This window comes from Streptomyces clavuligerus (assembly GCF_005519465.1).
Taxonomy (GTDB): domain Bacteria; phylum Actinomycetota; class Actinomycetes; order Streptomycetales; family Streptomycetaceae; genus Streptomyces; species Streptomyces clavuligerus.
In genome coordinates, this window is the sequence record NZ_CP027858.1 from 3,130,129 (window position 1) to 3,154,596 (window position 24,468).

18 protein-coding genes are annotated in these 24,468 nt (G+C 72.0%); 8 read left to right on the forward strand and 10 right to left on the reverse strand.

Features of this window, described 5'->3' with window-relative positions; genetic code table 11:
- Nucleotides 1–15 precede the first annotated feature (15 nt).
- The 6 genes from CRV15_RS13115 (at nt 16) to CRV15_RS36700 (ending at nt 4,693) form a co-directional block, all read left to right on the forward strand.
- Nucleotides 16–315, forward strand: coding sequence for a hypothetical protein (locus CRV15_RS13115; protein WP_003955012.1), 300 nt, complete (start codon nt 16–18; stop codon nt 313–315).
- Nucleotides 316–473: 158 nt separating this feature from the next.
- Complete coding sequence (locus tag CRV15_RS13120) at nt 474–1,058, forward strand: hypothetical protein (protein WP_003955013.1); 585 nt, start codon at nt 474–476, stop codon at nt 1,056–1,058.
- Nucleotides 1,059–1,089: 31 nt separating this feature from the next.
- The gene (locus tag CRV15_RS13125) at nt 1,090–1,854 is read left to right on the forward strand and encodes a hypothetical protein (RefSeq protein WP_003955014.1); all 765 of its coding nucleotides are present in this window, start codon (nt 1,090–1,092) and stop codon (nt 1,852–1,854) included.
- Nucleotides 1,855–1,856: 2 nt separating this feature from the next.
- On the forward strand, nt 1,857–3,251 hold the full coding sequence (locus CRV15_RS13130) for a hypothetical protein (protein WP_003955015.1): 1,395 nt from the start codon (nt 1,857–1,859) through the stop codon (nt 3,249–3,251).
- Nucleotides 3,252–3,314: 63 nt separating this feature from the next.
- The gene (locus CRV15_RS13135) at nt 3,315–4,052 is read left to right on the forward strand and encodes a class I SAM-dependent methyltransferase (RefSeq protein WP_003961199.1); all 738 of its coding nucleotides are present in this window, start codon (nt 3,315–3,317) and stop codon (nt 4,050–4,052) included.
- On the forward strand, nt 4,019–4,693 hold the full coding sequence (locus CRV15_RS36700) for an ATP-binding protein (RefSeq protein ID WP_231406015.1): 675 nt from the start codon (nt 4,019–4,021) through the stop codon (nt 4,691–4,693). The genes CRV15_RS13135 and CRV15_RS36700 overlap by 34 nt, the downstream gene beginning before the upstream one ends.
- Nucleotides 4,694–4,787: 94 nt before the next feature.
- Here the strand turns inward: CRV15_RS36700 and CRV15_RS13145 are convergent, their stop codons facing one another.
- The 6 genes from CRV15_RS13145 to CRV15_RS13170 all read right to left on the reverse strand — a co-directional run bounded on the left by CRV15_RS13145 (nt 4,788) and on the right by CRV15_RS13170 (nt 14,857).
- Complete coding sequence (locus tag CRV15_RS13145; RefSeq protein ID WP_230864150.1) at nt 4,788–5,570, reverse strand: hypothetical protein; 783 nt, start codon at nt 5,568–5,570, stop codon at nt 4,788–4,790.
- 652 nt (nt 5,571–6,222) lie between these two features.
- Nucleotides 6,223–7,497: an IS30 family transposase gene (locus tag CRV15_RS13150; RefSeq protein ID WP_003955020.1), complete on the reverse strand. Its 1,275-nt coding sequence runs from the start codon at nt 7,495–7,497 to the stop codon at nt 6,223–6,225.
- Nucleotides 7,498–7,808: 311 nt separating this feature from the next.
- Nucleotides 7,809–8,195, reverse strand: a complete 387-nt coding sequence (locus CRV15_RS13155; protein ID WP_003955022.1) for a hypothetical protein — start codon at nt 8,193–8,195, stop codon at nt 7,809–7,811.
- A gap of 622 nt (nt 8,196–8,817) precedes the next feature.
- Complete coding sequence (locus CRV15_RS13160) at nt 8,818–9,510, reverse strand: RES domain-containing protein (protein WP_003955024.1); 693 nt, start codon at nt 9,508–9,510, stop codon at nt 8,818–8,820.
- Between the two features lie 425 nt (nt 9,511–9,935).
- Nucleotides 9,936–12,449, reverse strand: a complete 2,514-nt coding sequence (locus CRV15_RS13165) for a WD40 repeat domain-containing protein (RefSeq protein ID WP_003961195.1) — start codon at nt 12,447–12,449, stop codon at nt 9,936–9,938.
- Complete coding sequence (locus CRV15_RS13170) at nt 12,446–14,857, reverse strand: hypothetical protein (protein ID WP_003955027.1); 2,412 nt, start codon at nt 14,855–14,857, stop codon at nt 12,446–12,448. Before CRV15_RS13170 ends, CRV15_RS13165 begins: the two co-directional genes overlap by 4 nt.
- A gap of 88 nt (nt 14,858–14,945) precedes the next feature.
- Here CRV15_RS13170 and CRV15_RS13175 point away from each other — a divergent pair, with 88 nt between their 5' ends.
- A complete protein-coding gene (locus CRV15_RS13175) occupies nt 14,946–16,424 on the forward strand; it encodes a lipase/acyltransferase domain-containing protein (protein ID WP_009996954.1) in 1,479 nt (492 codons plus the stop codon).
- A 373-nt stretch (nt 16,425–16,797) separates the two neighbouring features.
- On the opposite strand, the gene CRV15_RS13185 is transcribed toward CRV15_RS13175, so the two are convergent.
- Entirely contained in the window at nt 16,798–19,932 is a 3,135-nt protein-coding gene (locus CRV15_RS13185) for an AfsR/SARP family transcriptional regulator (protein ID WP_230864149.1), read from the reverse strand.
- A 358-nt stretch (nt 19,933–20,290) separates the two neighbouring features.
- Between CRV15_RS13185 and CRV15_RS13190 the strand changes: the two genes are divergently transcribed.
- Nucleotides 20,291–21,004, forward strand: coding sequence for a hypothetical protein (locus CRV15_RS13190; protein WP_003955031.1), 714 nt, complete (start codon nt 20,291–20,293; stop codon nt 21,002–21,004).
- 153 nt (nt 21,005–21,157) lie between these two features.
- On the opposite strand, the gene CRV15_RS13195 is transcribed toward CRV15_RS13190, so the two are convergent.
- From CRV15_RS13195 to CRV15_RS13205, 3 genes are read right to left on the reverse strand one after another with little or no spacing between them, the layout of a single operon-like run.
- On the reverse strand, nt 21,158–22,771 hold the full coding sequence (locus tag CRV15_RS13195) for a hypothetical protein (RefSeq protein WP_230864148.1): 1,614 nt from the start codon (nt 22,769–22,771) through the stop codon (nt 21,158–21,160).
- On the reverse strand, nt 22,749–23,645 hold the full coding sequence (locus CRV15_RS13200; RefSeq protein ID WP_003961190.1) for a hypothetical protein: 897 nt from the start codon (nt 23,643–23,645) through the stop codon (nt 22,749–22,751). The genes CRV15_RS13195 and CRV15_RS13200 overlap by 23 nt, the downstream gene beginning before the upstream one ends.
- A complete protein-coding gene (locus CRV15_RS13205) occupies nt 23,642–24,463 on the reverse strand; it encodes a hypothetical protein (protein WP_009996952.1) in 822 nt (273 codons plus the stop codon). Before CRV15_RS13205 ends, CRV15_RS13200 begins: the two co-directional genes overlap by 4 nt.
- Between the last annotated feature and the right edge of the window lie 5 nt (nt 24,464–24,468).

Below are 24,468 nucleotides of genomic sequence, written 5' to 3' on the forward strand. Positions count from 1 at the left end.
AACCGAGAGGGCACCATGACCAACCAGACCCGCCTGGCCTCCACCGACGAGCTGGAGTCGATCTTCCAGCGTGAGCTGGCGACCGACCGGTGGGCCGCCACCGAGACCGCGTACGCCCTGGCCGTGCGCCACCGCGACCTGGGTGACTGGCCCGCGTCGCAGGAATGGGCCCAGCAGTGCCTGCGTCTGCTGGAGGGCTTTCCCAGCGAGACGGAGGAGCAGGTCGCCACCGGCCGTACGTCGGTGGGAGGCGTCCAGCTGCCGACCTACCTGCACTCGGGAGTCGTCGAGGAGCGCTTCGGCACCCTCGGCTGACACCCACCGATCCACCGGGGTGATGCGGCCGGCACCCGCATCGGCCGCATCCCCCCACGCTCGACCACCAACCCCATAGCGATCGCCCGACCGGACAGGCCCCGCACGGCAGGGTCCGGCTGGCTTCGCCATGCCTGAAACGAGGAGGCAGCAGCCCCGTGGCCGTCGAGATCGAGATGCGCGCCCGCTTCACCAAGGAGGTCCACGACCAGCTCGTCACCCGCCTGAAAGCGGACGGAGAGGACCTGGGCCCCGACGACAAGCACATCTACTTCTACGTGCTGCCCGACCAGCTCCTGAAGGTCACCGACAACACCGCCGCCGGGACTGCCAAGATCACCCTCAAGGGGAGCAAGCTCGGGCAGGGAGCGGCCTTCGCGGAGACCGAGTTCACCATCGCCCCCGCCGACGTTCCCGCCGCGGTGAAGGTGTTCAACGCCCTCGGGTTCGAGACGGCGATGCACGAGGCGTTCAACTTCCGTCACAACTTCCGCTTCGACGACGTCGAGATCGCGGTCAAGTGGAGCGAGGCGTGGGGTTACCACGCCGAGTTCGAGGTCCTGCTGGAGGACGGCGCCTCGGGCGCCGCCCGCGCCAAGGCCGAGACCAAGATCACCGACGTCGCCACGACGCTCGGCGTGACCCTGATGACGGAGCAGGAGCTGGCCGACTTCACCGCAGCCTTCGAGGCCGCCGAGCAGGAGCGCAAGGAGCGCGAGCAGCAGGCCGCGCCGATCCGGTAGGGAACGGAGACCACCAAGGGGGTGGGCACGAGTGAGCACGACCCCGTTGACCGCAAGTCTGATCGACCTGGCTGCCCGAGGGCAGCTCCCGCTCCACCAGCACATGGACCACGCCACTGTCGCGTGGATCAGCGACAACAGGCCCGACCTTCCGCTGGCCTCGGCTCCGATCTTGCGAACGCGGTCGAAGGAGCTGCTCACCCACGGCGAACTGCCGTCCCGATGGTGGGCGAACCCCCGGCTGTACACGTCGGTCCATGGCGTCCGGCACGCCATGAGGACGGCGGCGCTCGCCGCCGTCCTCGCCGAGACGAACGGCCTCGACGACGCCGACGCCGCCACGGCGATCCTCGCCGCCGCCGTACACGACTGCCAACGGCACCACGACCAGGACGACCGCGGACATGGCGCCCGCGCGGCCATCTGGCTCGCCGCGAACGCCGACACCGTCTGGGGCCACTTCGGCCTCGCCACCACACCTCGACGGATCGTGCAGGCGGCCACCGCCGTCCGACTGCACGACGTCCCGTACGAGGCGTTCACCGCGGGCGACCAGTCCGACCACGCCCGGGCCGAGCGCATCACCGACGTGGTCAAGGCCGCCGATGCCCTGGACCGCTACCGCCTGCCGAAGCTGAAGTGGTGGCCGGACGCCCGGTACGTCCGCGAGTCCGCCTTCGATGAGCTGCGCGGCCTCGCCTTCGACCTGGTCCTCATCTCGGAGCGGGCCTACCTCGCCGGGGCCAGCGGCACCGCGGCCGTCCGCTACGCGCTCGCCGAGAAGGGCCTGGTCTGACCATGGACTTCCTCGACGCCTACCACCTGTGGGCCGACGCCCACGCCTTCTTCGACTCCACCCTCATCCCCAGCCCGTCCGACCACACCGACCCGCTCGCCGCCCAGACCGCGGGCTGGGACCGACGTCTCGCCGAGGAGACCCCGAACGGCCACCTGCTGCGGCAGAACGCCCTCTTCAAGGCGCTGAGCGGAAACGGCAAGCTGCACCTGCTGCACGTCACCCACGCTCTGGAGGAGATCAGCCGGCAGGGAATGCTCTACCCGTCGGGGGGCTGCCTCGTCGGAAGCATCTACTGTGCTCCGCTCACCGCGACCGACCAAAGCTTCCGCATGCACAACCTCGGCGAGTACGTCCTGACCAAGGAAGCGCCGACCTTCCTGGCCAAGCTCGGCGTCACCGGCCGAGTCCCCATCCCGCTGATCTTCGAGATCGACACCCCGCCGCAGGCGTACCGCGGTCTCGCCGGCGTGGACTACCTGCGGCTCGGCCTCATTCACCTTCAGGTCTACAGCCACCTCGAATACCTGCTGAGCAAGAACGAACGGCACCAGCTGCGTGAGACCGTCGTGAGCCGGGTCAAGAACTCGGCCGCGTTCCTCGCTACCGCTGCCGCCGTCGCCTACCAGGGCACCCAGGTCGATGCCGAGCCATTCCTCAAGCTGCTCGACGAGACGATCCCCCGCCTGCCGATCCTCGGTTATCTGTACTTCGAAGCGGTCGCCGAATACCTGATGCTCCACTCGGCCTCCCGCCACACCTGGCGCCTGGCCGAGCTCGGAGAGCTGAACAACTGGCTGTACAAGGAGATGCTCTTTGCCTCGTTCCCCGCCATGGCCGGCAAGTTCGACCTGGCGAGGTTCCGTCCCCGTCCGAAGCAGCTGGCCGCGCTCATCCACCGCGTCGACCCGACCATCGACACCAGCCATGCGAGCGCGTACCTGGTCGAGCGGATCAGCTACCTCGCCGCGGCCCGCCTCTTCGCGCCCGGTGACGCCCCCGAAGCCTGGCACCACGCACGCTGGGAGTTCGACTCCCTCGCCACCCAGCTCGGCCCGCTCCTCGGGCACCTCATCCACCGGGAACTGCGCACCTTCGGCCGCTACCCCGACTTCTACTTCTACTTCGACCAGCACAAGGCGCTGCAAGCCTGGAACTACTGGAACCACATGGACATCGTCGCTCCGTTCAACGGCACGATGCCCAAGGGCGAGGTCGGCATCAACCCGGCCTACCCCAACCTCGACTACCGCGTCTGGCGCGCCGAGCAGGACGACGCCGGCCACCTCCACCCGGCCGAAGAGCTCGCCCTGACCATCGCCCCGCGGCTGGTGGACATCAAGTACACCCTCATGCGCAACAACCAGTGGTCCGCCCCCGCGCCCAGCGCCGCCTGATCACCGCCGCCGCCATCCGCGGCCCGCCCCATCCCGAGCAACCTCACACGCAGGAGATCCGTGATGAGTCCCTCCGGCATGCCCTCCGTCGACCTCCTCGGCGAGCAGATCGCCTCCGTACTCGCCGACCCCGCCACCACCCACGGCCTCGCCCGCACCCTCCGGGCCGCCGCCAAGGAGATCGAACTCCACCGCTACCACCACTCCAGCCGACGCGCCTGGCCCAACGGCCGGATCGACGACCAGCCCGCCAAGGTCCAGATCGGCGGCGGAGCCCACCGCATCGGTGGCTTCTTCAACATCGACCTCGTCCCGCCGGCCGACCTCCTCTGGGACATCCGCGAGGGCGTCCCCCTCCAGGACGACAGCACCAAGGAGATCTTCTCCGAGCACTTCCTGGAGCACATCGACTACCCGCGCTCGGCCAAGCACTACGTCCGCGAGGCCCACCGCGTCCTCGTGCCCGGCGGCCGGATCGTCACCGGCGTCCCTGACGCCACCTTCGCCCTGAACCAGTACCCCGGCCCCTTGGACCCCACCGACGAGACGACCGAGCGCTGGTACGCCAAGCGTGACTGCCACGGTGACATCAACACCCGGCTCGACCTCGTGAACCTCGTCTTCCGCGACCAGGACGACGACCCCATGTACACCCCGCACCTGTGGGCCTACGACCACGAGAAGCTCGTCCAGCTCTTCACCGAGGCTGGCTTCACCGCCGTCGAGCCCTGGACGTTCGATCCCGCCATGGCCAACCCGAAGCGCCGCTGGGGCAGCGTGTACGTCGTCGCCACGAAGTAGCGCCTCAAGCAGCCTGCGGGGCCGGGACGCCCCGTCCTCAGCCGTCCCGGCCCCGCGGGCCTCCGCCACAGCGCCCCACTTCCGTACGACAACACCGTCGGGGGAGCTACCCGCATGAACCAAGTCCCACTGACCATCAGCGAGCTGACCCTCGCCGCCACCCCCAACGCGCCTCCTGGGCCCGCCGCCACGCCGTCGACGTCCTACAGCGCTGGCGCTTCCCCGACGAGGGCATCGAAGTGGCCCGACTCCTCGTCTCGGAGCTGGCCACCAACGCGATCCAGCACGCACGCCCCGCGAAGACGTCTGGAGCGGCCTCTCATTCCGTCGGCATCGGCACGATCGTGCTCATGCTCTGGCCCACAGACGGCGGTATCGTCCTCGCGGTCAGTGACCCCGACCCGCGACCGCCAACGCCTCGGGCCCATGACACCAGCGCCACCGGGGGCCGGGGACTTGCGCTCGTCCAGACCATGGCCAGCCGCTGGGGCTGCTCTCCCACACAGCCACACCCCGGGAAGATCGTCTGGGCAGAGGTTCCTGCTTGTCCCGACGGCGCCCTGGGTGAGCCATGCTTCGGCGGTCGTCAGGCAGCTCCCATGCTCATCGGTCGGGCCCTGACGAACCTACGCGAGCTGTAACCGAGCCGATCAGTAGTCACGGCGAACTACATACTGTCCAGCGCCATTCAGGAGACAAGCCGTTGAGGCCCCGATCCGAGTCGTTCATCATCGGTCAGGGGCTCGCTGGCCTAGCCGCTTCCGAGTTGGTGGCGAGACGAAGGATATTGCCCCAGATAGTCACTACTACCGCAGCGGCGGCCGTGGCCAAGGCAACGCCCACAGCTGACGAGGCCAGGGCAAAGACGATGCCAGCGAGACACAGGGTGAACGCAGATCCCCGCAGCGCCTGCTGCCGCCACGCTCTGCGCTCGCGGTGACTGTGCAACAGTCCATCGGCGGATACGGCTCCGGGGGCGAGATCTTGCAGTCGGCCGCTGGCGAGCACTTTCAGCATTCGCTCCACTTCGAGCAGAGCACGCTTCGCACCGTCGATCCGATCGAGCTCAACCCCTTCCCCAAGCTCACGCACGAGGGCGGCGGCAGCTGCGAACCGGGCCACGACCTGGGGCATGGGGTTACGGCCGTCAGGAAGAGCACGTTGCACGGCATACCTCTCCAGCGCGATGGCGAAGTCTTCCAACGCTCGCACTGCCACAACGTGCGGAGAGTTGAAGGGCGACACCATCGGAGGCTCCTTCCCCGTTACCTCCAACGGCTGGAGAAGTGCCTCATAGGCCCTACGCACCGTGACCGTCACAGCCTCGGTTGTCCACCGTCGCATGCCCTGGTTTGCGACAAGTGAGGCGATCGCGTCGCGCCAAACGTGCCAGCTTGTGCGTTGAAGAGCGGCTGCCGCAAGTGCAACACCCGCTGAGACGGACGTCGAGACAGGGACGATCATCTTGAGAGCGAGTGCTCTCCGGGACACCTGATACAGGACGTCTTCGCGCTGCAAGTAGTCCAGCGTCGGATGGTCTGGACGCGTCGCCAAAGGGCTGTCGCGTACCTGGCGCACCAGGTACGCGCGGCGCCGTCTTGCGCGTGCCCGCGCGTGATCCCAGCAGATCCGTTCCAAGAGCGTTCTGTTCTGTCGGCGCTGCGACGTTGCCGTCGTGGTCAGGGCCCATATCGACACTGCCCAAGCAGCGACGACGAGCGCCCCAAGATCGGTTTTCGACACGTTCTACTCCTCCGGAACGTCGAGGGACACGGCCACATCGCGGGTTCCTATGCCCTGAGGAAGTTCACCAATGCCACACTGTCGGTACGCAGCCCTGTTCGAGCTGAACACCATCGATCTGGCCGCCACACGTCGTGACCGGCTAAGGAGCCGGGCTGCCGACCCGGCAGATTGACCCGGCTTTGTGGTCTCAGTTCTGGTCTCATTCCCCTACGTACGGGGCCGTTTAGGGGGCCGTCGACCAGCGCCTCTCCTGCAGGTCAGAACGTTCCTGATCTTCCCCGGACCCCGTACGAACATTTGGAAAGCGTGTTGGGGGCAACCCCTCACGAGTTCGAATCTCGTATCCTCCGCCAGTGCCTCACCGGGCGCTAACGTCGAAGGGCCCCGCTGCTTGGCGAATTCCAGGGATCGTTGCAACACGTGATCACTGACGTGTGGTGGCGAGCAGTTTAGACAGACGCTCGGCTGGGGTTTCCCAGCCGAGCGTCTTGCGTGGGCGGCTGTTGAGTTCGGCTGCGACTGCGTCGAGGTGGTCGCGGGTGTGGCCGGACAGGCTGCTGCCCTTGGGAAAGTACTGCCGCAGGAGGCCATTGGTGTTCTCGTTCGAGCCTCGCTGCCAGGGGCTGGCGGGGTCGCAGAAGTAGACCGGCACGTCCGTGGCGACGCTGAAGGCGTGGTGGGCAGCCATCTCGGGGCCCTGGTCCCAGGTCAAGGACCGCTTCAGGTGGGGCGGCAGGGTTTGGACCGTGTCGACCAGTGCCTTGCGGACGGCGGCGGCTCCGTGGCCGTTGGGAAGGTGGACCAGCATCAGGTAGCGGGTGCTGCGTTCGACCAGGGTGGCGATGGCGGAGCGGGAGCTGCTGCCGACGATCAGGTCGCCCTCCCAATGTCCCGGGACGGCTCGGTCAGCGGCTTCTGCGGGCCGTTCGCTGATCATGACCATTGGGTGGGGGAACCGCTTCCTGCGGCGTGCTGAGTGGCGGTGGGGCTGGCGTACTGCGCGTCCGGTCCGCAGAGCGCGGGTCAGTTCCCGCTTCAGCTCGCCGCGGCCCTGGACGTAGAGCGCCTGGTAGATCGTCTCGTGGACCACGTGCATCTCCGGCCGGTCGGGAAAGCGTCTGCGCAGAACGTGGCAGATCTGCTCCGGGCTCCAGCGCAAGGCCAGGTGATGCTGGACGAAGTCACGGAGCTCCGGGTTCTGGCCGATCTTGCCGACTTTCGGCCGAGGCCGACGCCGGATTGCCCGCCGGTGGGCCGCGTGCGGTCGGTAGTACCACTGGCCGCTGGGCAGGACCGTGCGGTTGCGGCGGATCTCCCGGCTGATCGTGGACGGGCTGCGTCCCAGCTCGGCGGCGATCGTGCGGACTGATGCCTTTTCCCGGAGGCGGTCGGCTATGTGAATCCGGTCCGCCTCGCACAGGTAGCGCGAAGGAGCGTCGTCCTCGGGGGCAGTCGCCGGTTCTGGGTCCTCGGTGTACCGCCACGGCCCCGTTGCCACGAGGGGCGGCGCCGCTTTGTTCTTCCCGGACGCCTGCCGGCCATTACGCCATCGCCTGCCTGTCCGGTCGTTGATGCCAACGATCCGGCAGGCGTCCAGGTGAGTAGTTCCTTGATCCACGAGCAGAAGGTAAGTCTCCCGCTCGCGGCTCAACTTCTTGGGCCCCTGTGGCCGTCGATCCGCCCGAACCTCGAAGTCCATCGCATCCCCTGAGCTGGGGTGTTGCGACGACCACTAGAACTCAAGCTTGCAGCGGGGCCCTTCGACGTCCTCCGTCCCAGTTTCCGTCCCAGTCAGCCTGTGGCGGGCCTCTGCGGTGAGGCGGCAAGCACGTGCAGTGACCGCGACCGGCTCGTGGACTCGGCGGCGCCTGGGGATCGCATGATGATCGCCCGGCGCGGACCGGCCGGCCGGCCGCAGCCGATGGGCGTGGAGGCGAGGTGGTGGCGGCTCCGGGTCGCCGGGCACGCCGCCGAGAGGCCCCACCGTTCGTGGTGCGGCCCTTCGGGTGGTCAGAGGTCGCCCTTGATGTAGGAGCGGGCGGCGGCCATGACGTCCTTGTGGCGGTCGGCGGCGACGGCCTGGATGGGGGAGTCGTCTTCCAGCTGGGGGTTCATGCCGATCATCCAGGCGCGGGCCGTGTGACAGTTCTCGGCGAGGGTGATCATCTGGAAGACCTGGTAGGCGGCGCGCAGACGCAGCTCGGAGTCGACCCGTGGGGCGTTCTGGGAACTGCACCACTTGCCGACCTGCTTGGGGTCCTCGATGCCCGCGATGAAGGCCGCCAGGCGTTGGCCGAAGTTCTCCTGGAGGAAGCGCGCGATGTCGGCGATCGTCGTCTGAACGGTGTCCGCGTGGGCGGCGGCCTCGGTTCCGGGGTCTCGCAGGGTGGTTTCCATGATCTCCTCGTTCCTCCTCGCCGGGGCAGCACTGGGCACCTCGGCGAAGGGTGATCAGCGGCCTGCCGCCCGGGGCCGGTTCAGGGACGAGGGCGGTCCGTGGGATTCCGCGCCGTCGGCTCGCTCAAGCCCTGGTCGGGGCGAGCGAGAGCCCTGTCGGCAGGCCGTGGGTGACGGATGGTCACGGATTCCCGAGAGCAGTGACGGTGGGTAGTCCGTGGCGCCCGGCCACCGTGCTGCGGACGGGCGTGCCGATACTGCCGAGGAAGGCATGGAGACACGGAGCCGGTGACGCCGCACACGAGTCGCCCGGGGTGGACGGCGGTGTGGACATGAGCAACTGGCGATGCGTCAACATGACGTCTCCTCAGGTCTGTCTTGGGGGAGTCTACCCATCAACACCCTGATCACTCCACCCCCTTCCCCCCTTTAATCCCACCGGAAATCCCTCCCCAAAAGCCGGTCACACCCTTCCGACCTCGGGGTCCGCGGCGAGGGGACGGATGATCTGTGACCGAAGTCGCTTCCGGCGGCTCCTCCGGCCGTCTCCGATCACCGCCCGATCGGGCGATCCCGGGGATCCCGGACGGCCCGAAGGGCTCGGTCCGGGCCCGGCCGGGGCTCAGAAGAGCCGGAGGCCGTACTCCCTCGCGACGTCCTGGAGGTCGGGGTCCTCCAGCCGGATGGCACGCTGCTCGGCCGGTTCCAGGTCGACATCGCTCAGGACCGCCCAGCACTGGCGGCCCCCGTAGCCGGAGCGGTAGGCGATGCCATGGGCCAGCCGATGGCCGTCCGGGTTGCGCTGGGCGACGGTCCAGGCGGCTATCTGGCGGGCGATCCTGCGGTCACGGCCGTGGATGTGCTCGTCGGAGAGCGGGCCCTCGACCCCCCACGCCCCCAGCTCGCCGTGGAGTTCCTCCGTCAGCACCGCGCGGGTCGCCGGTGAGTCGACGTCGAGGAACCACGTCTCCTCCGTGGCCACGATCCGGACCAGGATGTGGTCCTGGCGCCAGCCCGAGGTGAGCTGGCCGAGCTTCATGGTGCTCGGGCGGCCGTCCCAGTCGCCGCCGATGAGGGCCCGCATCTCCGGGTGCACCCGGAAGTGGGCCAGGGCCTCGGCGTAGCAGCCGGCCGGGTCGGCCGCGCAGTAGAGCATTCCGTAGGTGGCGAGGCTGAAGCGTCCGGCGCTGGAGCCCTGGCTGGTCTCCGGTTCCAGCGTGTTGTACTCCACCGGGTTCCTGCGCTTGCCCAGGCGCCACACACCGCGTTCCGGCGCCGGGAGGAGGGTGACCGAACCGTTGTCGGACGACGGCATCAGATCCGCACCCCCGGCTTCCGTGTGTCCCGTCTGCCCTGGCTGCCCCACGTGCCCCGCGTATCCCCCGCGGCTTGTGCGGCCGGTCCCGCCGGTGCGGCCCCCGCGTGCCGCACCCGCTCCGCCTGCCGCACCTGCCCTCCCTGTCGCACGCGCGGCACGGGCCGCATCAGGCGCACCGGGCGTATCCGCTGTGCCCAGAGGACCGGGAGTAATGGGAGCAATGGGAGGAACGGTAAGGAAGCGGCTTTCGTCGCCGCGGAGCCGGGGTTCATGCGTCCTCGCTGCTGGGCCGGTGGTCGCTGGCACGCCGGAACAGGCGGGCGATCATTCTCGCGCAGGGTGTTCCGAGGGGTGGCCGGTTCGCCGGGACCGGGGAGGCGCACCAGGGGGGCGCGGAGGCACCGCGGCGGCGCATGCCCGTCTCACCGGCGCTCCAGGTCCAGGCCGAAGACACAGACGCCCGCCTTCCCCGCCACGAGGAGGACGGGGCTGCCGCCGCCCGCCCCCGGCCCCGGCGCGTTCGGCTCCCGTACCGCGAGCGTGTTCAGCGGGGCGCCGGTCACCAGCCGCAGCAGCCGGGTCCGGCCGGGGACGTCCCACAGATGCACGGTGCCGCCGGGGCCCGCCGCCGCGAGACAGGGGTGGCCGGAGGGGGTGCGGAAGGACGCGAGCGCCGTCACGGGGCCGTCGGCGGCGTCCAGGGGCGCGCCCACGGGCGACAGGGTCGCGGAGTCCCACAGGCGTACGGTGCCGTCCTCGCCGCCGGAGGCGACGAGGGGGGCACCGCCGTCGCCGGTCGCCACGGCCGCCACAGCATGGACACCGCGCTGGCCGCAGTGGACCGGCGGTCGCGCGAGCAGATCGGCCGAATCGCCCGCCGTGTCCCAGAGCCGCAGGGTCCCGTCGGCCCCCGCCGACACGACGAACGGCCCGCCTCCGCCGCCGTCGCCCTCGCGGGCGCCGGTGTCGAGCACGGTGAGTCCCCGGACGCTGAGCATGTGCCGGTCCGACGCGCTCAGCAGACGGCGTTCCACCAGGTCCCACAGGCATACGGAGCCGTCCGCCCCGCCGGTGGCGAGCAGTTCCCGCCCGGTCGGTCCCCGTTCCCGGAAGGCGACCATGGCCCGCACCGGCAGGCTGTGGCGCACCAGCTCGCCCCGGTGGGCCACGGCGCCGTCCCCGCCGATGGACCACAGCCGCAGCCCGGCGTCGCTGTGCGCGCTCAGCAGCAGGGGTTCGCCCCCGACCGTCGTCCAGGCGAAGGCGGTCACCGTCGTCCCGTCGGCGGGCAGGGCGAGGCTCCGGCCCGTCTCCGCGTTCCACACCCCGGCCGTGTCGGCGTCGGCCACGGCGACGGGCAGCCCCGGGCCCGCGGGGACCTCCGGGCCGGGCAGGGCCGCGGCGGTGACCGGGCGGCGGGCGGGCCGCGCGGGGCGGCTGCCGTGGCCCGCCGCCCGCCAGCGGCGCAGTGTGCCGTCCATCCCGGCGGAGACGAGGTGCCGGGCCTCGTCCGGCAGCGCCGTCAGCGCCACGGGGGAGGCGGTGTGCCCTTCGAACGGGGCGCCGATCGGGCGGCCGGTACCGGCGTCCCACAGCCGGAGGGTGTGGTCGACGCCCGCGGAGACCACGGCGGGGCGTCCGTCCACGCGCAGCGCGGCGAGGGCGGTGACCGGGACGCCCGGGGACGGGTCGGCCGCCGCCGTCTCCCGGCCGCTCGCCGCGTCCCAGAACCGGATGGCCCCGGATTCGTCGCACGTCGCGAACCGGCCATCTCCCCCGGCGTCAGGGGACAGCGCCACCGCCGCCCGCACCTCGTCCCGGTGCTCCGCGATCCGGGTGACGGCGTCCTCGCCCGGCCGCCAGCGACCGACCCCCTGTCCCTGTGCGACGACCAGGCACATGTCCCCGCGCATGGCACTGTCGGCGCTGTCGGCACTGTCGGCACCGGTGGCTCCGCCCACGCCGACGACGATCGCCGGAGCCTCGTCGAGTTCCGGGAGGGACAGGTCGACAGGCCGGAAAGCGACGGTGTCCAGCGCCATGAGCCGCCCGTCGCTGTGGGCGACGAGGAGGCACAGCGGTGGATGCGGAGGCGGCGGCGCGAACAGGGTGAGGCCGCTGACCCAGGTACGGGGGCGGTGCGCGGCCTCGGTGAGCAACTGTCCGCGGACGGCGTTCCAGACGCGTACCGCCCCGTCGGCCCCGCCGGACACCAGCAGTTCGCCACCGAGGGGCAGCAGATGCTGAACGGCCCCTCCGTGCGCGCGCAGCGGGGCGCCGAAGGTGCCGCCGTGCGTCTCCCATCTGCGGATGGTCCCCTCGCGGTCCCCGCTGACGAGCAGGGTCCGGCCGGGGGAGGACGTGAGGTGGGTCAGCGACTCGACGGGGGCTCCGCAGACGGCCAGGACATTGTCCGGGGCGGTCCAGTCGCTCCACAGCGGGGTGACGCGCGAACCCGCCGCCGGGGCCCCGCCCGCCGCCGCCGTCGGAGCCGCTGCCGGAGCGGTGAACGGGGTGCGGGGCCGGGTGGCGGTGTGGTGGGCCAGATGCAGACTCGTGAGCCGGGACTCCGGGTCGGCGTCCCGGACGAACGGCTCGATCCGGGCCCATGCCTTCAGCCACTCCCGCTGGTTCCCGGGGCCCGTCCGGCGCAGCAGGGCGCGTACGTTCCGGCTCGTCTCCCAGGGGAGCAGGGCCGGGGGGACGTGGTCGTCGTCGAGCACTTCGCCCCGGGCGGCGTGGGCGGCGAGGTGCCGGCTGAGGTAGGGGTGCGGCGGGACGGCCGGGTCCTCGGCCACGAGGTCGGCCAGCGCCTTCGCGATGAGCCGGTGGGCCTCGTCCGGCGCGTCCCAGGCGCCTGCCCCGCCTTCCGGCCGGCCGCCGGGCCCGGGTCCCGGTGCCGGCCCTGGGCCCGGTCCCGATCCTGGTCCGCTCATTCCGCCGCCTCCGGTTCCCGCGGCCCGGCCGCGTTCCGTCCGTCCGGGTCCTCCGTCCGCGACGCGCCCGGCGCCGCGCCCGCCGCGCCCGCCGCCGATGCCTCCGCTGCCTCCGCTGCCTCCGCTGCCTCCGCTGCCGCCATGAGCAGATCCTGGCGGGGGTCCTGGAGCACCTCCGCCAGTCTCTGGTGCGCGGGCCGGTACACCAGCCGGTCGTCCTCGTGGTCGTGCGCCAGATACCCGGCGAGACGGCTCCTCAGCAGGGTGGCGATCGCCTCGTCCGGCTGCTCGACCGGCCGTCCCAGCAGTGCTCCGGCCATCGCGGGCCAGACGTTCGACCAGGGGATGCCCGCACCCAGGGCGAAGGCCCCCGCCCGCAGCAGGGCCAGCGCCACATCCGCCGGCAGGCCCTCCTCCGCCACCAGCGCGAGATCCCGCCGAAGCAGCCCCTTCGTGCCTTCGTGCAGCAGATCCAGCCAGCCCGGACCGGCGATCAGCGCGTCCGGGTCCGCCGCCGCCCGTAGCTGCTCGCCCGCCAGCCGGGCGTCCAGGAACGACGGCCAGACCGCGGCGGCCACGGTCAGCGCCGCACGGCGGGCATCGCGCCCGCCGCCCGGGGGGACCGGGGCCGCCCCGTCCGCGCCGGGCCCGTCCGTACCTGTACCCGCGGCCGCGGCCACGTCAACAGGTGGTGACTCCATGAGCGCCCGCACATAGTCGGCGATGTCCTCACGGCTGCCGGTGTCGTCCGTCCGCAGCACCGACGCCCCCGGGAAGACCTCCAGTACCGCGGCGAGCAGCCCCGGTTCGCTCAGCACGCCCGGCCGTTCCTCGTCCGGGCGGCTGCTGCGCACCCCGATCAGCAGCCGCACCGGCCTCCCGCCCCCGGGCGCCGCACCGGCTCCGCAAACGGAACCGGAACCGGAGCCCACACCCGCAGCCGCACCCGCACCCGCACCCGCACCGCAGTGCTCCGTCAGCGGGACGAGGACGCTCTGCACCGTCTGGAACGGTTCGAGCGCCTCGTCCAGTCCGTCGATCACCACCGTGAGCGTGTCGCCCGGCTTCCGCAGAAAGCCGTCGAGCTGCGCCGCCCACAGCTCCGCCGGGTCGTCCGCGGGACCGGCGGCCCGTGGCTCGATCTCCAGCCCGAGCAGCACCTCCCGCAACAGCTCGGCGGCCGAGCGCCGACGGGCGGGCACGGCCACGGACACGGAGCCCTCGGGCGGGACGGTGCCCGGCGGCGCCGACGCGAGGGCGGCGCGGTAGCGGGGGTGGTCGCGGAAGGACGGGTCGCTGAGGGTCACGGCCCGCCCCAGGACGGCCGACTTGCCGCTGCCCGCGCTCCCGGTCAGCAGCAGCACTCCCCGGGGGCCGGTGAGGAACGCCGTCAGCTCCCGGTTGAGGCGTCCGCGCCCGCTGAAGTACCAGCCGGGGTCGGTGTCCCGGGTCCGTCCGCTGGCCCGTGCGAGCCAGATGTCGATGTCCTCCACCGGGGTGGCGACCTGTCGGCGGGCGGGCCCCACCGGGGAGCGCACGGGCCGGAATCCCGGGTTCGGCAGACAGGGGGTCGGTGTGGTGAAGCCACCGCCGTCGAGCACGTGGTGCAGCCGGTGCTTGCGCCGTTTCGCGTCCGTCCCCAGCTCGTTCTCGAACTCCGTCAGCAACTGGCCCACGCTCAGCCACTCGGTGGTGATCTGCGCGCTGGTGCGCAGCCGTTCCAGGACCCGCCGCATCACCGAGGGGAACTGGCGGACCTGGACGAGCTGGTCGTGGTCGCAGGTCGCGACGACGTCCAGTCTGCCGCCGCGTCTGCGGTTGGCGTGGATCTCCTCGTGGAGCCGGTTCAGTTCCCCGGCGATGCCCCGTGCGTAGCAGGTGTTGACGATGACGAGGACGTGCTCGGCACGGCTGTCGAGCGCGGCGGCGACGATGTCGCTCGTACGGAAGGCGGTCGCGAGCTGCCGTGGGGATTCTGTCAGGGGCAGTTGCAGGAAGTGCGATCCCGCGGCGCCACGTCTGCCGTGGCCGGTGATGAAGAGGACCAGGGCCTCACCGGCGATCTCCCGTACGGCTTCCTCGTGCAGAAACCGCTCCACGTCATGGCGTTCTCTGAGTTCCGGCGGGGGAACGCGGTGGAACGGCCGCACCGCCGCCCCGGGCGGGCCCCACCACTCCGCGACCAGGGCGAGCTGTTCGTCGATGCCCTCCGCGAACTCCGGGTCCTCGTCCGGGTAGTCACGGACGGCCACGGTCAGCAGCGTGCGCGGCGGGCTCTCCCGCTCGCCGGGGCCGCCGCCCCCCTCGCCCGGACCACGGCCCCCGTCCCGCCGACCCGGGCTCCGCCCGTCACCACCGGGTAAGACGTCCTCCTCGATTCCGGCAAGTCCGCCCGTCCCCCGTCCCATGCTTCCTATTGTTCTCGCCATGCCCGAACGCCCGCAGCCGGATACGGCGAATCAGCGTCCCCGTCCCCCCTCCCCCGACCCTCCCCCCGTGTCCCCCAACGCGACCCAGGACGCCGTGGTCGTGGTGCCCGGGATCATGGGCAGCGAGCTGTACGACACAGAACAGGACCGCGTGGTCTGGGGCCTGTCGGACAGCCGCTGGCTGCTGCGGGCGTGGACGCTGCCGGGCGGCCTGGACCGGCTCCACGTCACCCCCGAGGAACGGGAGGGGCGCCTCGGCCGCATCCGGGCCCGGCGGCTGCTGCGGGTGCCCGCGTGGAGTCCCGTGCTGCGCGGGGTCGAGCCGTACGGCGCGCTCGTCCGCACGGTCACCAGGAGTGCGGCCTCGCCCGACGCCGTCCTGGAGTTCCCGTACGACTGGCGGCTGCCCGTCGCCGTCAACGCGCGCCTGCTCGCCGGGGCGGCCCGCGCGCACCTGGAGCGGTGGCGGCGGCACCCCGCGCACACGGCCGCCCGCAGGCACCGGGTCGACGAACGGGAGGGCAGGCTCGTCTTCGTCGCGCACTCGATGGGCGGGCTGCTCACGCTCGCGGCCCTCCGCGACGGACCGGACGCCGACCTGGCCCGCGACACCCGGGGGGTCCTCACCCTCGGGACGCCCTTCCGGGGCGCGGTCGCGGCGGCCGTCATCCTCAACTCGGGGCGCGGCGCCCCCGTTCCGCTGCCGCACGGCAGGCTGCGCCGACTCGCCGCGACCATGCCGGGGCTGCACGACCTGCTGCCGTCGTTCACCTGCCTGGGGGAGGGCGCGGACGCCCGGAAGCCGACCCCGTCGGACATCGTCGCGCTCGGCGGGGACGAGGAGCTGGCCCGCCGCTCCCGGGAGCTGCACGAGCGGCTGGCCGCGCACCCGCTGCCCGGGCACCGCGCCGTCATCGGCGTCAGCCAGCCCACCGCGCAGTCGCTGGAGCTGCGCCAGGGCGTGGTGGTCCCGCACGAGCTGTCGTACCGGCACCACGGCGACGGCGGGCTGATGCGGCACGAGAACGGGGCGCCGCGCCGCTTCGATGTCGGCGGCGACGGGACCGTGCACAAGGAGTCCGCCGCTTTGACGCGTTCGTCCGTGCCGTTCGCCCTCCAGCACGGTTCGCTGGCCAAGGGCGAGGCGGCGCTGGAGGCGGTGACCTCGTTCCTGGAGGAGGACGAGCATCTGGGCCCGCCGCAGGCCGCCGCCCGCCTGGGGCTCCAGGTGCCGGACTTCGTCGCTCCCGGGAAGCGCTGGACGCTCCGGGTGCACGGCGCGGACGGGCCCGCGGGCCTCGACTGCGTGGTCGAGAAGGTGGCGGAGGAGAGCGCGCCGGGGGGTGCCTTCCGGGTCCGCGCGGCGCTGTACGGGGACGACGAGGACGACCGCAGCGGCGGCGGCAGCGGTGACGCGCTCGCGGCGCGGGTCGCGGTGCCGTCGGAGGGGCTGTACCGCGTGAGCCTCGACTCGGGGGACGGGGCTCCGCTGTCGCAGCTCGTGCTGGCGGGGGCGGACGGTCCGCCGGCGGAAGCGGAAGCCTGAGCGGCGGAGTCCACCCCGGGCCCGGCCGGGCCCGGGGTGGGCGTTCACCGGGTCAGACAGGGTCGTTCCGCTGGGCGTCCGTCAGCGGAGCCGCCACCGGAACGTTCCCCTTCGTTTTCATCCCCGCAGCACTGCCGCCGGACGTGGGAATGCATATGGCAACCGCCAAGGCGAACACAAGCAGGGCATAGGGCCCCCGCGATCCCGAGTCTTTCTCTTCGAGCCGCACCCCAGAGCGTGCATTCATTCTTCTCTTGTACTCGTTTCACTTGCACATGCGGCCTCCTGATGGGCCGCCCTCGTCCATGCTTACAGCAGGCTGATCAAGGTGGCAAATCGCCGCGGCCGGATTTCGGCACCTTACGGCCGGGCATCATTCCCCGGTGGCGCAGAATTCCCCGGACGAGTAGCCCTCGGACATCCGTCCGGTCAGTCGGGCCAGGCTCGCCCGGGCCCGGTCGGCCTCGTGGCCCACCCCGGTGCGGACGGCCACCTCGACGGCGGCGGCGATGTGTCCGACGGCGGAGCCGAGGTCGCCCAACTCCTCCTCGGCCAGGCCCAGTCCGTGGAGCGCCTGCATCTCCTCGTGGGCCGCCCGGATGCCGCGCGCCACGTCGAGGGCGCGCCGATGGTGGTCGGCGGCCGCCCGGTGCCGACCCGCCGCGTGCAGAGCGCGCCCCATTCCATGGAGGGTCTTGGAGGCATTGCGCCGATCCCCGAGCAGCCGGAAAGTCCGGAGGGATTCCCGATACAACTCCATCATGGAATTCAATTCGGCAGGGGATTCCATGGTGTCGGCAATATTCGTCCGAGCGATGGTGACATCCGACCGGCTGCCGAGTTCGGTGAAGATATCCACGACCCGATAGAGAATCGCGCGGGCCGCGAGCATATTTCCGGCCCGCGTGTGGAGATCCGCGAGATTGTTGAGCGCACTGGCCGCCTTCTGGGCGTCGCCGACGGTCTGGAACCCTGTGAGCGCGGCCTCGAAATACTCCTGGGATTCCCCGAAGTCACCGAGGTAGAGATGGGTGATCCCGAGGTTGTTCCGGCAGCGGGCGATCTGGAGGGTGTCCCCCGTGCGGAGCACGAGCGCCAGGGTGCCGAGCTGGCGCTCCAGTGCCTCCCGCAGCCGCCCGAGGTGCCACAGCACCAGTGCCATGAGATGCACCGCCTCCGTGGACAAGGCCGTGTCCCCCAGCTCCCGGCCCCCCTGGATCGCCCGCTCGTACGCGGTGAGCGCCTCCTCGTACTCCCCCCGGGACGACAGCGCGGTGGCCAGCTCCATCAGGGAGTGGGTCTCCGCCCGCCGGTCGCCCGAGCGCTGCCAGTGGTGGGCGGCGGCCAGGTGCATCTGCTGGGCCTCCACCGTGGCGCCCTCCTCCGTCAGGAAGCCGGCCAGGGAGTCCGCGAGGAGGGCCGCCTCGCGGTCGTGGCCGGTGGCGCGGCAGTGGCGTTCCGCCGCGATGAGACCGGTGCGTTCCGCCGCGATCCAGCGGCGGGCCGCGTGCGGGCCGTCCCACGGGGGTGGGGCGACGGCGGAGGCGGGCCGGGAGAGGACGGGCCGGAGCCGGCGGGGGTTGATCAACAGGTCCGCCGCGTGGGTCGCCCGGACATAGAAGACGACGAGCCGGTGGACGGCCCGCTCGCGTGCCGCGGGCGGGTCCTCGGCCGCCACCAGGTCACGCGAGAACTCCGCGAGCAGATCGTGCAGGGCAAAGCGCTCCGGTGTCGGCTCCTGGAGAAGATGGGCGTCGAGGAGCGTTTCCAGGACGCGTTCCGCCCGGTCGACGGGGAGGCCGGCGAGAGCGGCGGCCACGTGGACATCGACATCGATACCGAAGCGCAGTCCGAGAAAACGAAAGAATTCTTTTTCTTGGGTGCTCAGATCGCGGTAGGACACGTCGAAGGTGAGGGCGACCGCGCGATCTCCGTCACGGAATTCTTTGAGCTTGCTTTCGCTGTTCGTGAGCTTGTGCAGAAAGTAGGTCGTCGTCCAGGTGGGCCGGGAGGCGAGACGACCGGCGGCGATCTCCAGGGCCAGCGGCAAGCAGCCCGCGAGCCGTACCAGCTCCAGGACTTCGCCGGTGTGCGGAGTGCGGTCCTCCCCGGCCACCGAGCGGAAGAGCGCGATGGCGTCCTGCTGGGGCAGCACCCCGAGCCGGATGGACCTGATGCCGGGAATGCCGGTGATCCGCCGCCTGCTGGTCACGATCACCAGCGAGGGCGAGGGCCCCGGCAGCAGGGGGTCGAGCTGTTCGGCGCTCGCCACGTCGTCGAGGACGATCACGGCCCGCCGGGAGCTGAGGAGCGTGCGCCAGAGGCCGACGAGGGCGTCCCGGTCGTCGGGGATGTCCGCGGGCGGGACCCCGAGGACGCGCAGCAGCGCGGTCAGCGCCTCCTCGGCCGTGAGCGGGGGCTGTCCGGGGACATGGGCCCGCAGATGCAGATGGATCTGCCCGTCGGGGAAGAACGGCTCCAGCCGTCGCGCGGCATGGCACGCCAGCAGGGTCTTCCCGACCCCGGGCATGCCGGAGACCGCCTGGAGCGCAATGATCCCGCCACCCGCCGCGCGATCGAAGGACCCGGCGGACCCGGACCCGGACCCGGCACCACCACCGCCACCACCACCGCCACCGCCACCGCCGACACCAACGGCACCAACGGCACCAACGGCACCAACGGCCTCCCGGAGGATCGCCGCCAGCTCCTCCTCCCTGCCCACCAGATCGGCGTGGCGGGGCAGTGTCCGGGGGACGGCGGGCGCGGGCTCCGGGGAGCGCGTCAGCTCATGGACCGGACCGCCGCCCAGGATGTGGGCGTAGACACCGGCGAGGTGCTCCCCCGGGTCGGTGCCCGCCTCGTGGCGCAGGAGACGGCGGACGGTGTCGTAGCGGTGCAGCGCCTCCTCGCGCCGTCCACGGCCGTACGCCGCGATCATGTACTGCGCGACGAGGGTCTCGTCCATGGGGTGATCGTCGAGCAGCGCCGTCAGCTCGGGGACGAGTTCGGTGAAGTGCCCGAGCCGGAGGCCGACGTCGACCCGGGTGATCTGGGCGGCGAGCCGCTTCCCGGTCAGCAGGGCGCGGATGTGCTCCGCCCAGCGGCCCGTGAGTCCGGCCAGCGGCTCGTCCCACAGTTCCTCGCCGCGCCGCAGCAGCTCCAGCGCCTCCGCGTCGTTCCCCTCGTCGATCAGGGCGCGGGCCCGTTCCGTCAGGGTGCGGAAGAGATGGCAGTCCACCCGCTCGGGCGGGATCTCCAGCGTGTACGTATGGCTCGCCCGGCTGACCCGGGCGCACTCCCCGGCCTCCGCCAGGCGCTTGCGCAACCTGGCGACGTGCGGATACAGACTCTCGTACGGCTTGTCGGGCAGCACGTCGCCCCACAGCCGCCGGGCCAGGGCGTCCCGGGAGACCGGGCGCCCGGCGTCATAGGCGAGCGCGGCGAGAAACAGACGTTCCTTGGGCGTTCCGAGGGGGACGGCACCGGCCCCCCGGCCGAGTCGCACAGGTCCCAGAAGGTGAATGTCCACATCCATGCGCGCCCCCGTCAACCGGTCGCCTCACGCTCTGGTGGACGTCAAATGCTCCCATAGGATTAATGAGTTCAGAACAGCGGAGTTACCTTTCTGCACGGATGAATCCGGCAGTGAATTCGAACGCTCAAACGGAATGCCGAGAATGCGGCGGTCATCGGAATCAATGGGGGATGAACGGTGAATGCCCAGGGCACGGCGGAGCGTCCGGTTCCCTGACCGACCCGGGTGCCCTCCCCTCCCTCCCGCACCCTCCGGGCGACAAGCGGAAGCAAAGACTCCACCGCGTGGGCGGGTGCCGGGCACAGCTTTGTCCGCCATACTGCTCGCCGTGGAGCAGCAGCACATAGGTCAGAGCACCCCGCCGACGCACGCGGCCGGAGTCGACCCGGCGTTCATCCCCGGGCTCGTTCCCGCACGCCCCGACCAGGGCGCTGCACGGGAGACGGAGCAGCCCGAGAGCCCGGAGACCCCCGAGACCGGTGCCCCGGCGGACGACAGCGGTCCCCAGGACGAGGCTCCCCGGGGGGAGGTGGCGGAACGGGAGCAGCAGCAGGACGAAGGACCCGTCTTCGAGGCGAGCGACCGGCGCGGCGCGATCGTCGTCGACGGCTCCGGCATCGTCTTCCGGCTGGACACCGAGGAAGCGCAGTTCGGCTGGGACGAGATCAAGGCCGTGGAGATCGACACTCCGCGGTTCGGACGGCGCTTCGGCGTCGTCGTGTACACCTCGCCGCAGCGCTGGTTCGAGAATGACGTCGAGGCGTCCAACCGCGAGCAGCTCAAGCAGTGGGCGGCCGAACTGGACGCTGTTCTGGACGTCCGGTTCGACGACGGTGGCGACAGCGGCGAGGCGCCCGCGGCCGGGAAAGCGGCGAAGGCGGTGAAGGCGGTGGAGCCGGAGGCCGACGACACGTCCGAAGCCGAAGCCGAAGCCGAGCGCGCCAAGAACGCCGACAGCGCCGACAGCACGGACAGCGCCGACGGCGTGGAGAAGGCGGAGAAGGCAGAGAACGCAGAGAGCACGACGGACAGCAAGGCGTAGATCACCGGCGGACCGTCCGTCCGGGTATCCGTCCGTCCGTCCGTCCGACTGTTCCCGACGCGCGGGCGGGCGGGACGATCGTGAGTGACGGCGCTGTGGCCCGGCCCCTCGGGGGACCGGGCCACAGCGCCGTCGGCCGTGCCGGTACGCGGGTCACACCCGTACCGGTACGGGTGCCTCCGCCAGCAGTGGCCAGCGGCGGGCCAGCCGGGTCGCCGCCTCCGTGACCGCCGGGTCCCGGGCCCCGAGCGCCACCCCGTTCAGATAGGACGCGGCGGCCGACTCGTAGAGACCGCCGACCGCGTGCAGCCGTGCCTCCTGTGCCCTCCGGCGCTCCGCCCGCCGTTCCGCGAGCGAGTTCAGCGCGGCCGACGCCCGCTCGATGTCCCGCTGGGCGTCCGCGATCTCCCGTTCCGCCGCGTCCAGCCGGGTCACGACATGGCGGTACGAGCCCAGATAGGGATGTTCGTCGCCCAGTCCGATGAGGAAGGCGATCCCGCCGGAGAGCAGAAGCAGGGCGATGAACATCGCCGACACACTGGTCTGCGACAGCTCCAGCGCGTCGACCGAGTTCTTCGGTGTGTACGTTCTGCCGTTGGTCGTTCTGGTCTCCGGCGGGGCGAAGATCAGTTTCGCCCGCAGCAGACCGAGCATCCAGGCCCCGTAGCCCCAGGCGGCGAGAATCCCCAGCGCGGGCAGGGCCGAGAGCTTGATCGCGCCGGTGGCGGCACGGCCCCGCAGGACCCGGGCCGCGCAGTGGGGCGCGATGACCATCACCGTGGCGACGGCGAGGGTCAGACTGACGGACAGGGTCTCGCCCGTCCTGTCGTTCCCGTGCAGCCGCAGGAACACCACGTAGTAGACCGGGAGTTCCACCAGGGCGAGGAGGGTGAGCAGGGCGATCCGCGCGAGCGGGGAGAGTCCCGGGCGGGCCTTCGCCCCCTCCCACGCCGCCCGGGTGGCCTCGGCGGTGCCGTGCCCCGCTCCCGGGTCGTGTCCGGGATCGGCGAGCGACTGCCAGGTGTCCGTGCGGCGGCCGTCAGGGTGACGGGGGTCCGCGTGGCGGAGGTCCGTGCGACGGGGGTCCTCGCCGGGCCGTACGGGGACGTCCCGGCCGGAACGCGCTCCGCGGCCCGTCAGGCCCTCCGGGGCCTCCCCGGCGGCCGGTGGTGCCCCGGCGCGGCGGCGGCGCTCGTACCGCCCGACGAGACCGTCACGGAAGGCGTCCCAGCGGTCGGCGCGCCGGGCCAGCCGGTCGAGCTGGGCGATGACGGTGTCCCGCCGGACCTCCAGCCGCTCCCGCCGCCGTTCCGCCCGCGCCCGCCGGTGGGTGCCCTCCTCGACGAGCGAGCGGAGCCGGCTCTCCTCCTGCACGGCGTCCTCGTCGGCCCGCGCCGATGCCACGACGAGCCGTGCCCGCACCCGGTCCCGCTGGTACTCCAGTGCCACGAGGTACGGAAGGCCGTCGGCGGCGGCCAGGACCCAGGGGTCGAAGACGCCGCGGGCCGCCGCCTGCGCGCCGTCCCGGCGGGCGCGCCGGACGAGCGGGTGCTCCCCCGCCTCCCGGACGGCCCGGGACTCGACGGGCTCGGGCTGCGGCAGGGTTCCCTCGCGTGGATCACCGGTGTTCCGCCGTCCCCGGCGCGGTCCGCGGAACCGATGGGTCCGGTCCCTTCCGCCGAGGGTGCCGCGCAGCGGGCGCAACGGCCCGGGGCCGTTCCCGCCGCCGGTCCCCGTACCGTTCCTATCGATAGGTGGTGTGGACACGGGCCTTGAGCCTCCCTTCGAGCAACTCGGTCCAGAAGGCGTCGAAGCGCTGATAGGCGGCGGGCCGGGTCTTGTGCTTCATGCCGTAGCCCACCGGGTAGAGGTCCGCGCCCGACAGATCGGGGGTGCCGTTCGACGACAGCAGCCTCCCGATCGCCTCGGCGCGGCCCTGCTCCGTAGCCAGGTTCTGCCCGCTCATCGTGAAGTCGTCGTCGTTCTGCTCGAAGTCGCTCACCACCAGCACCGCGAAGGAGCCCTTCCGCCCCCCGGGCCCGGTGTCCGGCCCCGTGCCGGTCCCCTCACCGGACCCTTCGGCGGGCCGCTCCCCGGACGGGCGGTGCTGCGCCATCCGGGACAGCGCCCCGACCACGTCCGAACCGGGCCGCTGCCGCTGCGCGCACGTCAGCAGTTCACCGGCCGTCTTCAGCGCGTCGGCCCGCAACTGGCCCCGGTAGTGCTCGCGGTCCTCGGTGGCCGCGAGTTCGGGATCGAGGTCCACCGTGTTCGCCTGGCACTTTGACGACTGGGACGCCCTGGTGATCGGGGCGAAGGCGAGGGTGCGGCACCCGGTGTCGGTGAGGAACCGCTCCAGGCTGCCCCGGAGTTTGGCGCGGGCGTCGAAACCGGTCCGGCCGGCACTCCCGGAACCGGAGCCGTCGACCACGACCCCGCAGGCGCGGGTGTACCGCTCGCTCTCCTCGTTCAGGAGGCCGCAGGCGGAGCCGGTGAGCAGGGTGGTCAGGACGAGCACGAGCGCGGGTGCCGCCCGGCGGGCGGGCCGGGCGGTACGGACGGTACGGGGGAGTGCGCGGCGGCGGTGGGGGGCGGGTGCGGGGCCGTGCCGCCCCCGGCCCGCTCGGTCTCCAGCGGTCATGACGGGGTCCTCCCTCCGGCGTGGCCGGTGTCCGGGGTGCCGGGTGTGTTGGACGTGTTGGATGGGGCGGGCGTGTTGGATGGGGCGGTCGGGGCGGCGCGGGGGCCGGGCGCGCCCGGCGCGGTGCCCGGGTCCCACCCGTGCCGGGCGTCCGGCGCGGGCCGACGGGGGCCGGGCGCGCCGCCCTGGCCGTCGAGCAGCCGCAGCGCCCGCGAGGTCGCCGTGCCCTCCCACTCGTCGTCGTCCAGCAGCCAGACGTCCGGCAGCCGCCAGGTGGTGTCCAGTTCCACCCGGCCGGGCAGCCACTCCGGCACGGGCCGCCGTTCCAGCAGGGCCAGCGGCTCGTGCTCCAGCAGCACGGACCGCCAGTACCAGGCGAGTTGCTGATTGGCCCGGTCGGCCACCGCCTGGGCGTGGGCCCGGCACACATCCGTACGGACCCGCCACTCGCCCACCCAGCGGCCGTAACGGGCCAGCGCGGCGGGCAACGGCTCGCCCCGGACGTCGTACTGCGTGACCACCCGCACCGACTCGGCGCGGAGTTCGGCGATACGGGCCCGCTCGCGCCGGATCAGCGCGGCCCGCATCTGTTCCGTGCTGCGCCGGGCGCTCATCCGGACCGCCGTGACATACGGGGTCACCAGGAGCTGATCCGTCTCGGCCGGCCCGGTGGGCAGGGGCTCGCCGTCCGCACGCAGCGGCAGGCGGGGGATGCCGCGGGCCCCGTCCCGTCTGCCGCTCCATCCGGCGAACAGCCGCGCGGCACGGCCGAGTCCGCCGCGCCGGGCCACCCCGTTGACGCTGTCGGTTCTGATCATGAATG

Excerpts from the sequence above, each read along its gene's own strand:
- CRV15_RS13115 (WP_003955012.1), top strand. The coding sequence starts at position 16 with ATGACCAACCAGACCCGCCTGGCCTCCACCGACGAGCTGGAGTCGATC.
- CRV15_RS13130 (WP_003955015.1), top strand. The coding sequence starts at position 1,857 with ATGGACTTCCTCGACGCCTACCACCTGTGGGCCGACGCCCACGCCTTC.
- CRV15_RS13135 (WP_003961199.1), top strand. The coding sequence starts at position 3,315 with ATGAGTCCCTCCGGCATGCCCTCCGTCGACCTCCTCGGCGAGCAGATC.
- CRV15_RS13150 (WP_003955020.1), bottom strand. The coding sequence starts at position 7,497 with ATGGACTTCGAGGTTCGGGCGGATCGACGGCCACAGGGGCCCAAGAAG.
- CRV15_RS13155 (WP_003955022.1), bottom strand. The coding sequence starts at position 8,195 with ATGGAAACCACCCTGCGAGACCCCGGAACCGAGGCCGCCGCCCACGCG.
- CRV15_RS13160 (WP_003955024.1), bottom strand. The coding sequence starts at position 9,510 with ATGCCGTCGTCCGACAACGGTTCGGTCACCCTCCTCCCGGCGCCGGAA.
- CRV15_RS13165 (WP_003961195.1), bottom strand. The coding sequence starts at position 12,449 with ATGAGCGGACCAGGATCGGGACCGGGCCCAGGGCCGGCACCGGGACCC.
- CRV15_RS13170 (WP_003955027.1), bottom strand. The coding sequence starts at position 14,857 with ATGGGACGGGGGACGGGCGGACTTGCCGGAATCGAGGAGGACGTCTTA.
- CRV15_RS13200 (WP_003961190.1), bottom strand. The coding sequence starts at position 23,645 with ATGACCGCTGGAGACCGAGCGGGCCGGGGGCGGCACGGCCCCGCACCC.
- CRV15_RS13205 (WP_009996952.1), bottom strand. The coding sequence starts at position 24,463 with ATGATCAGAACCGACAGCGTCAACGGGGTGGCCCGGCGCGGCGGACTC.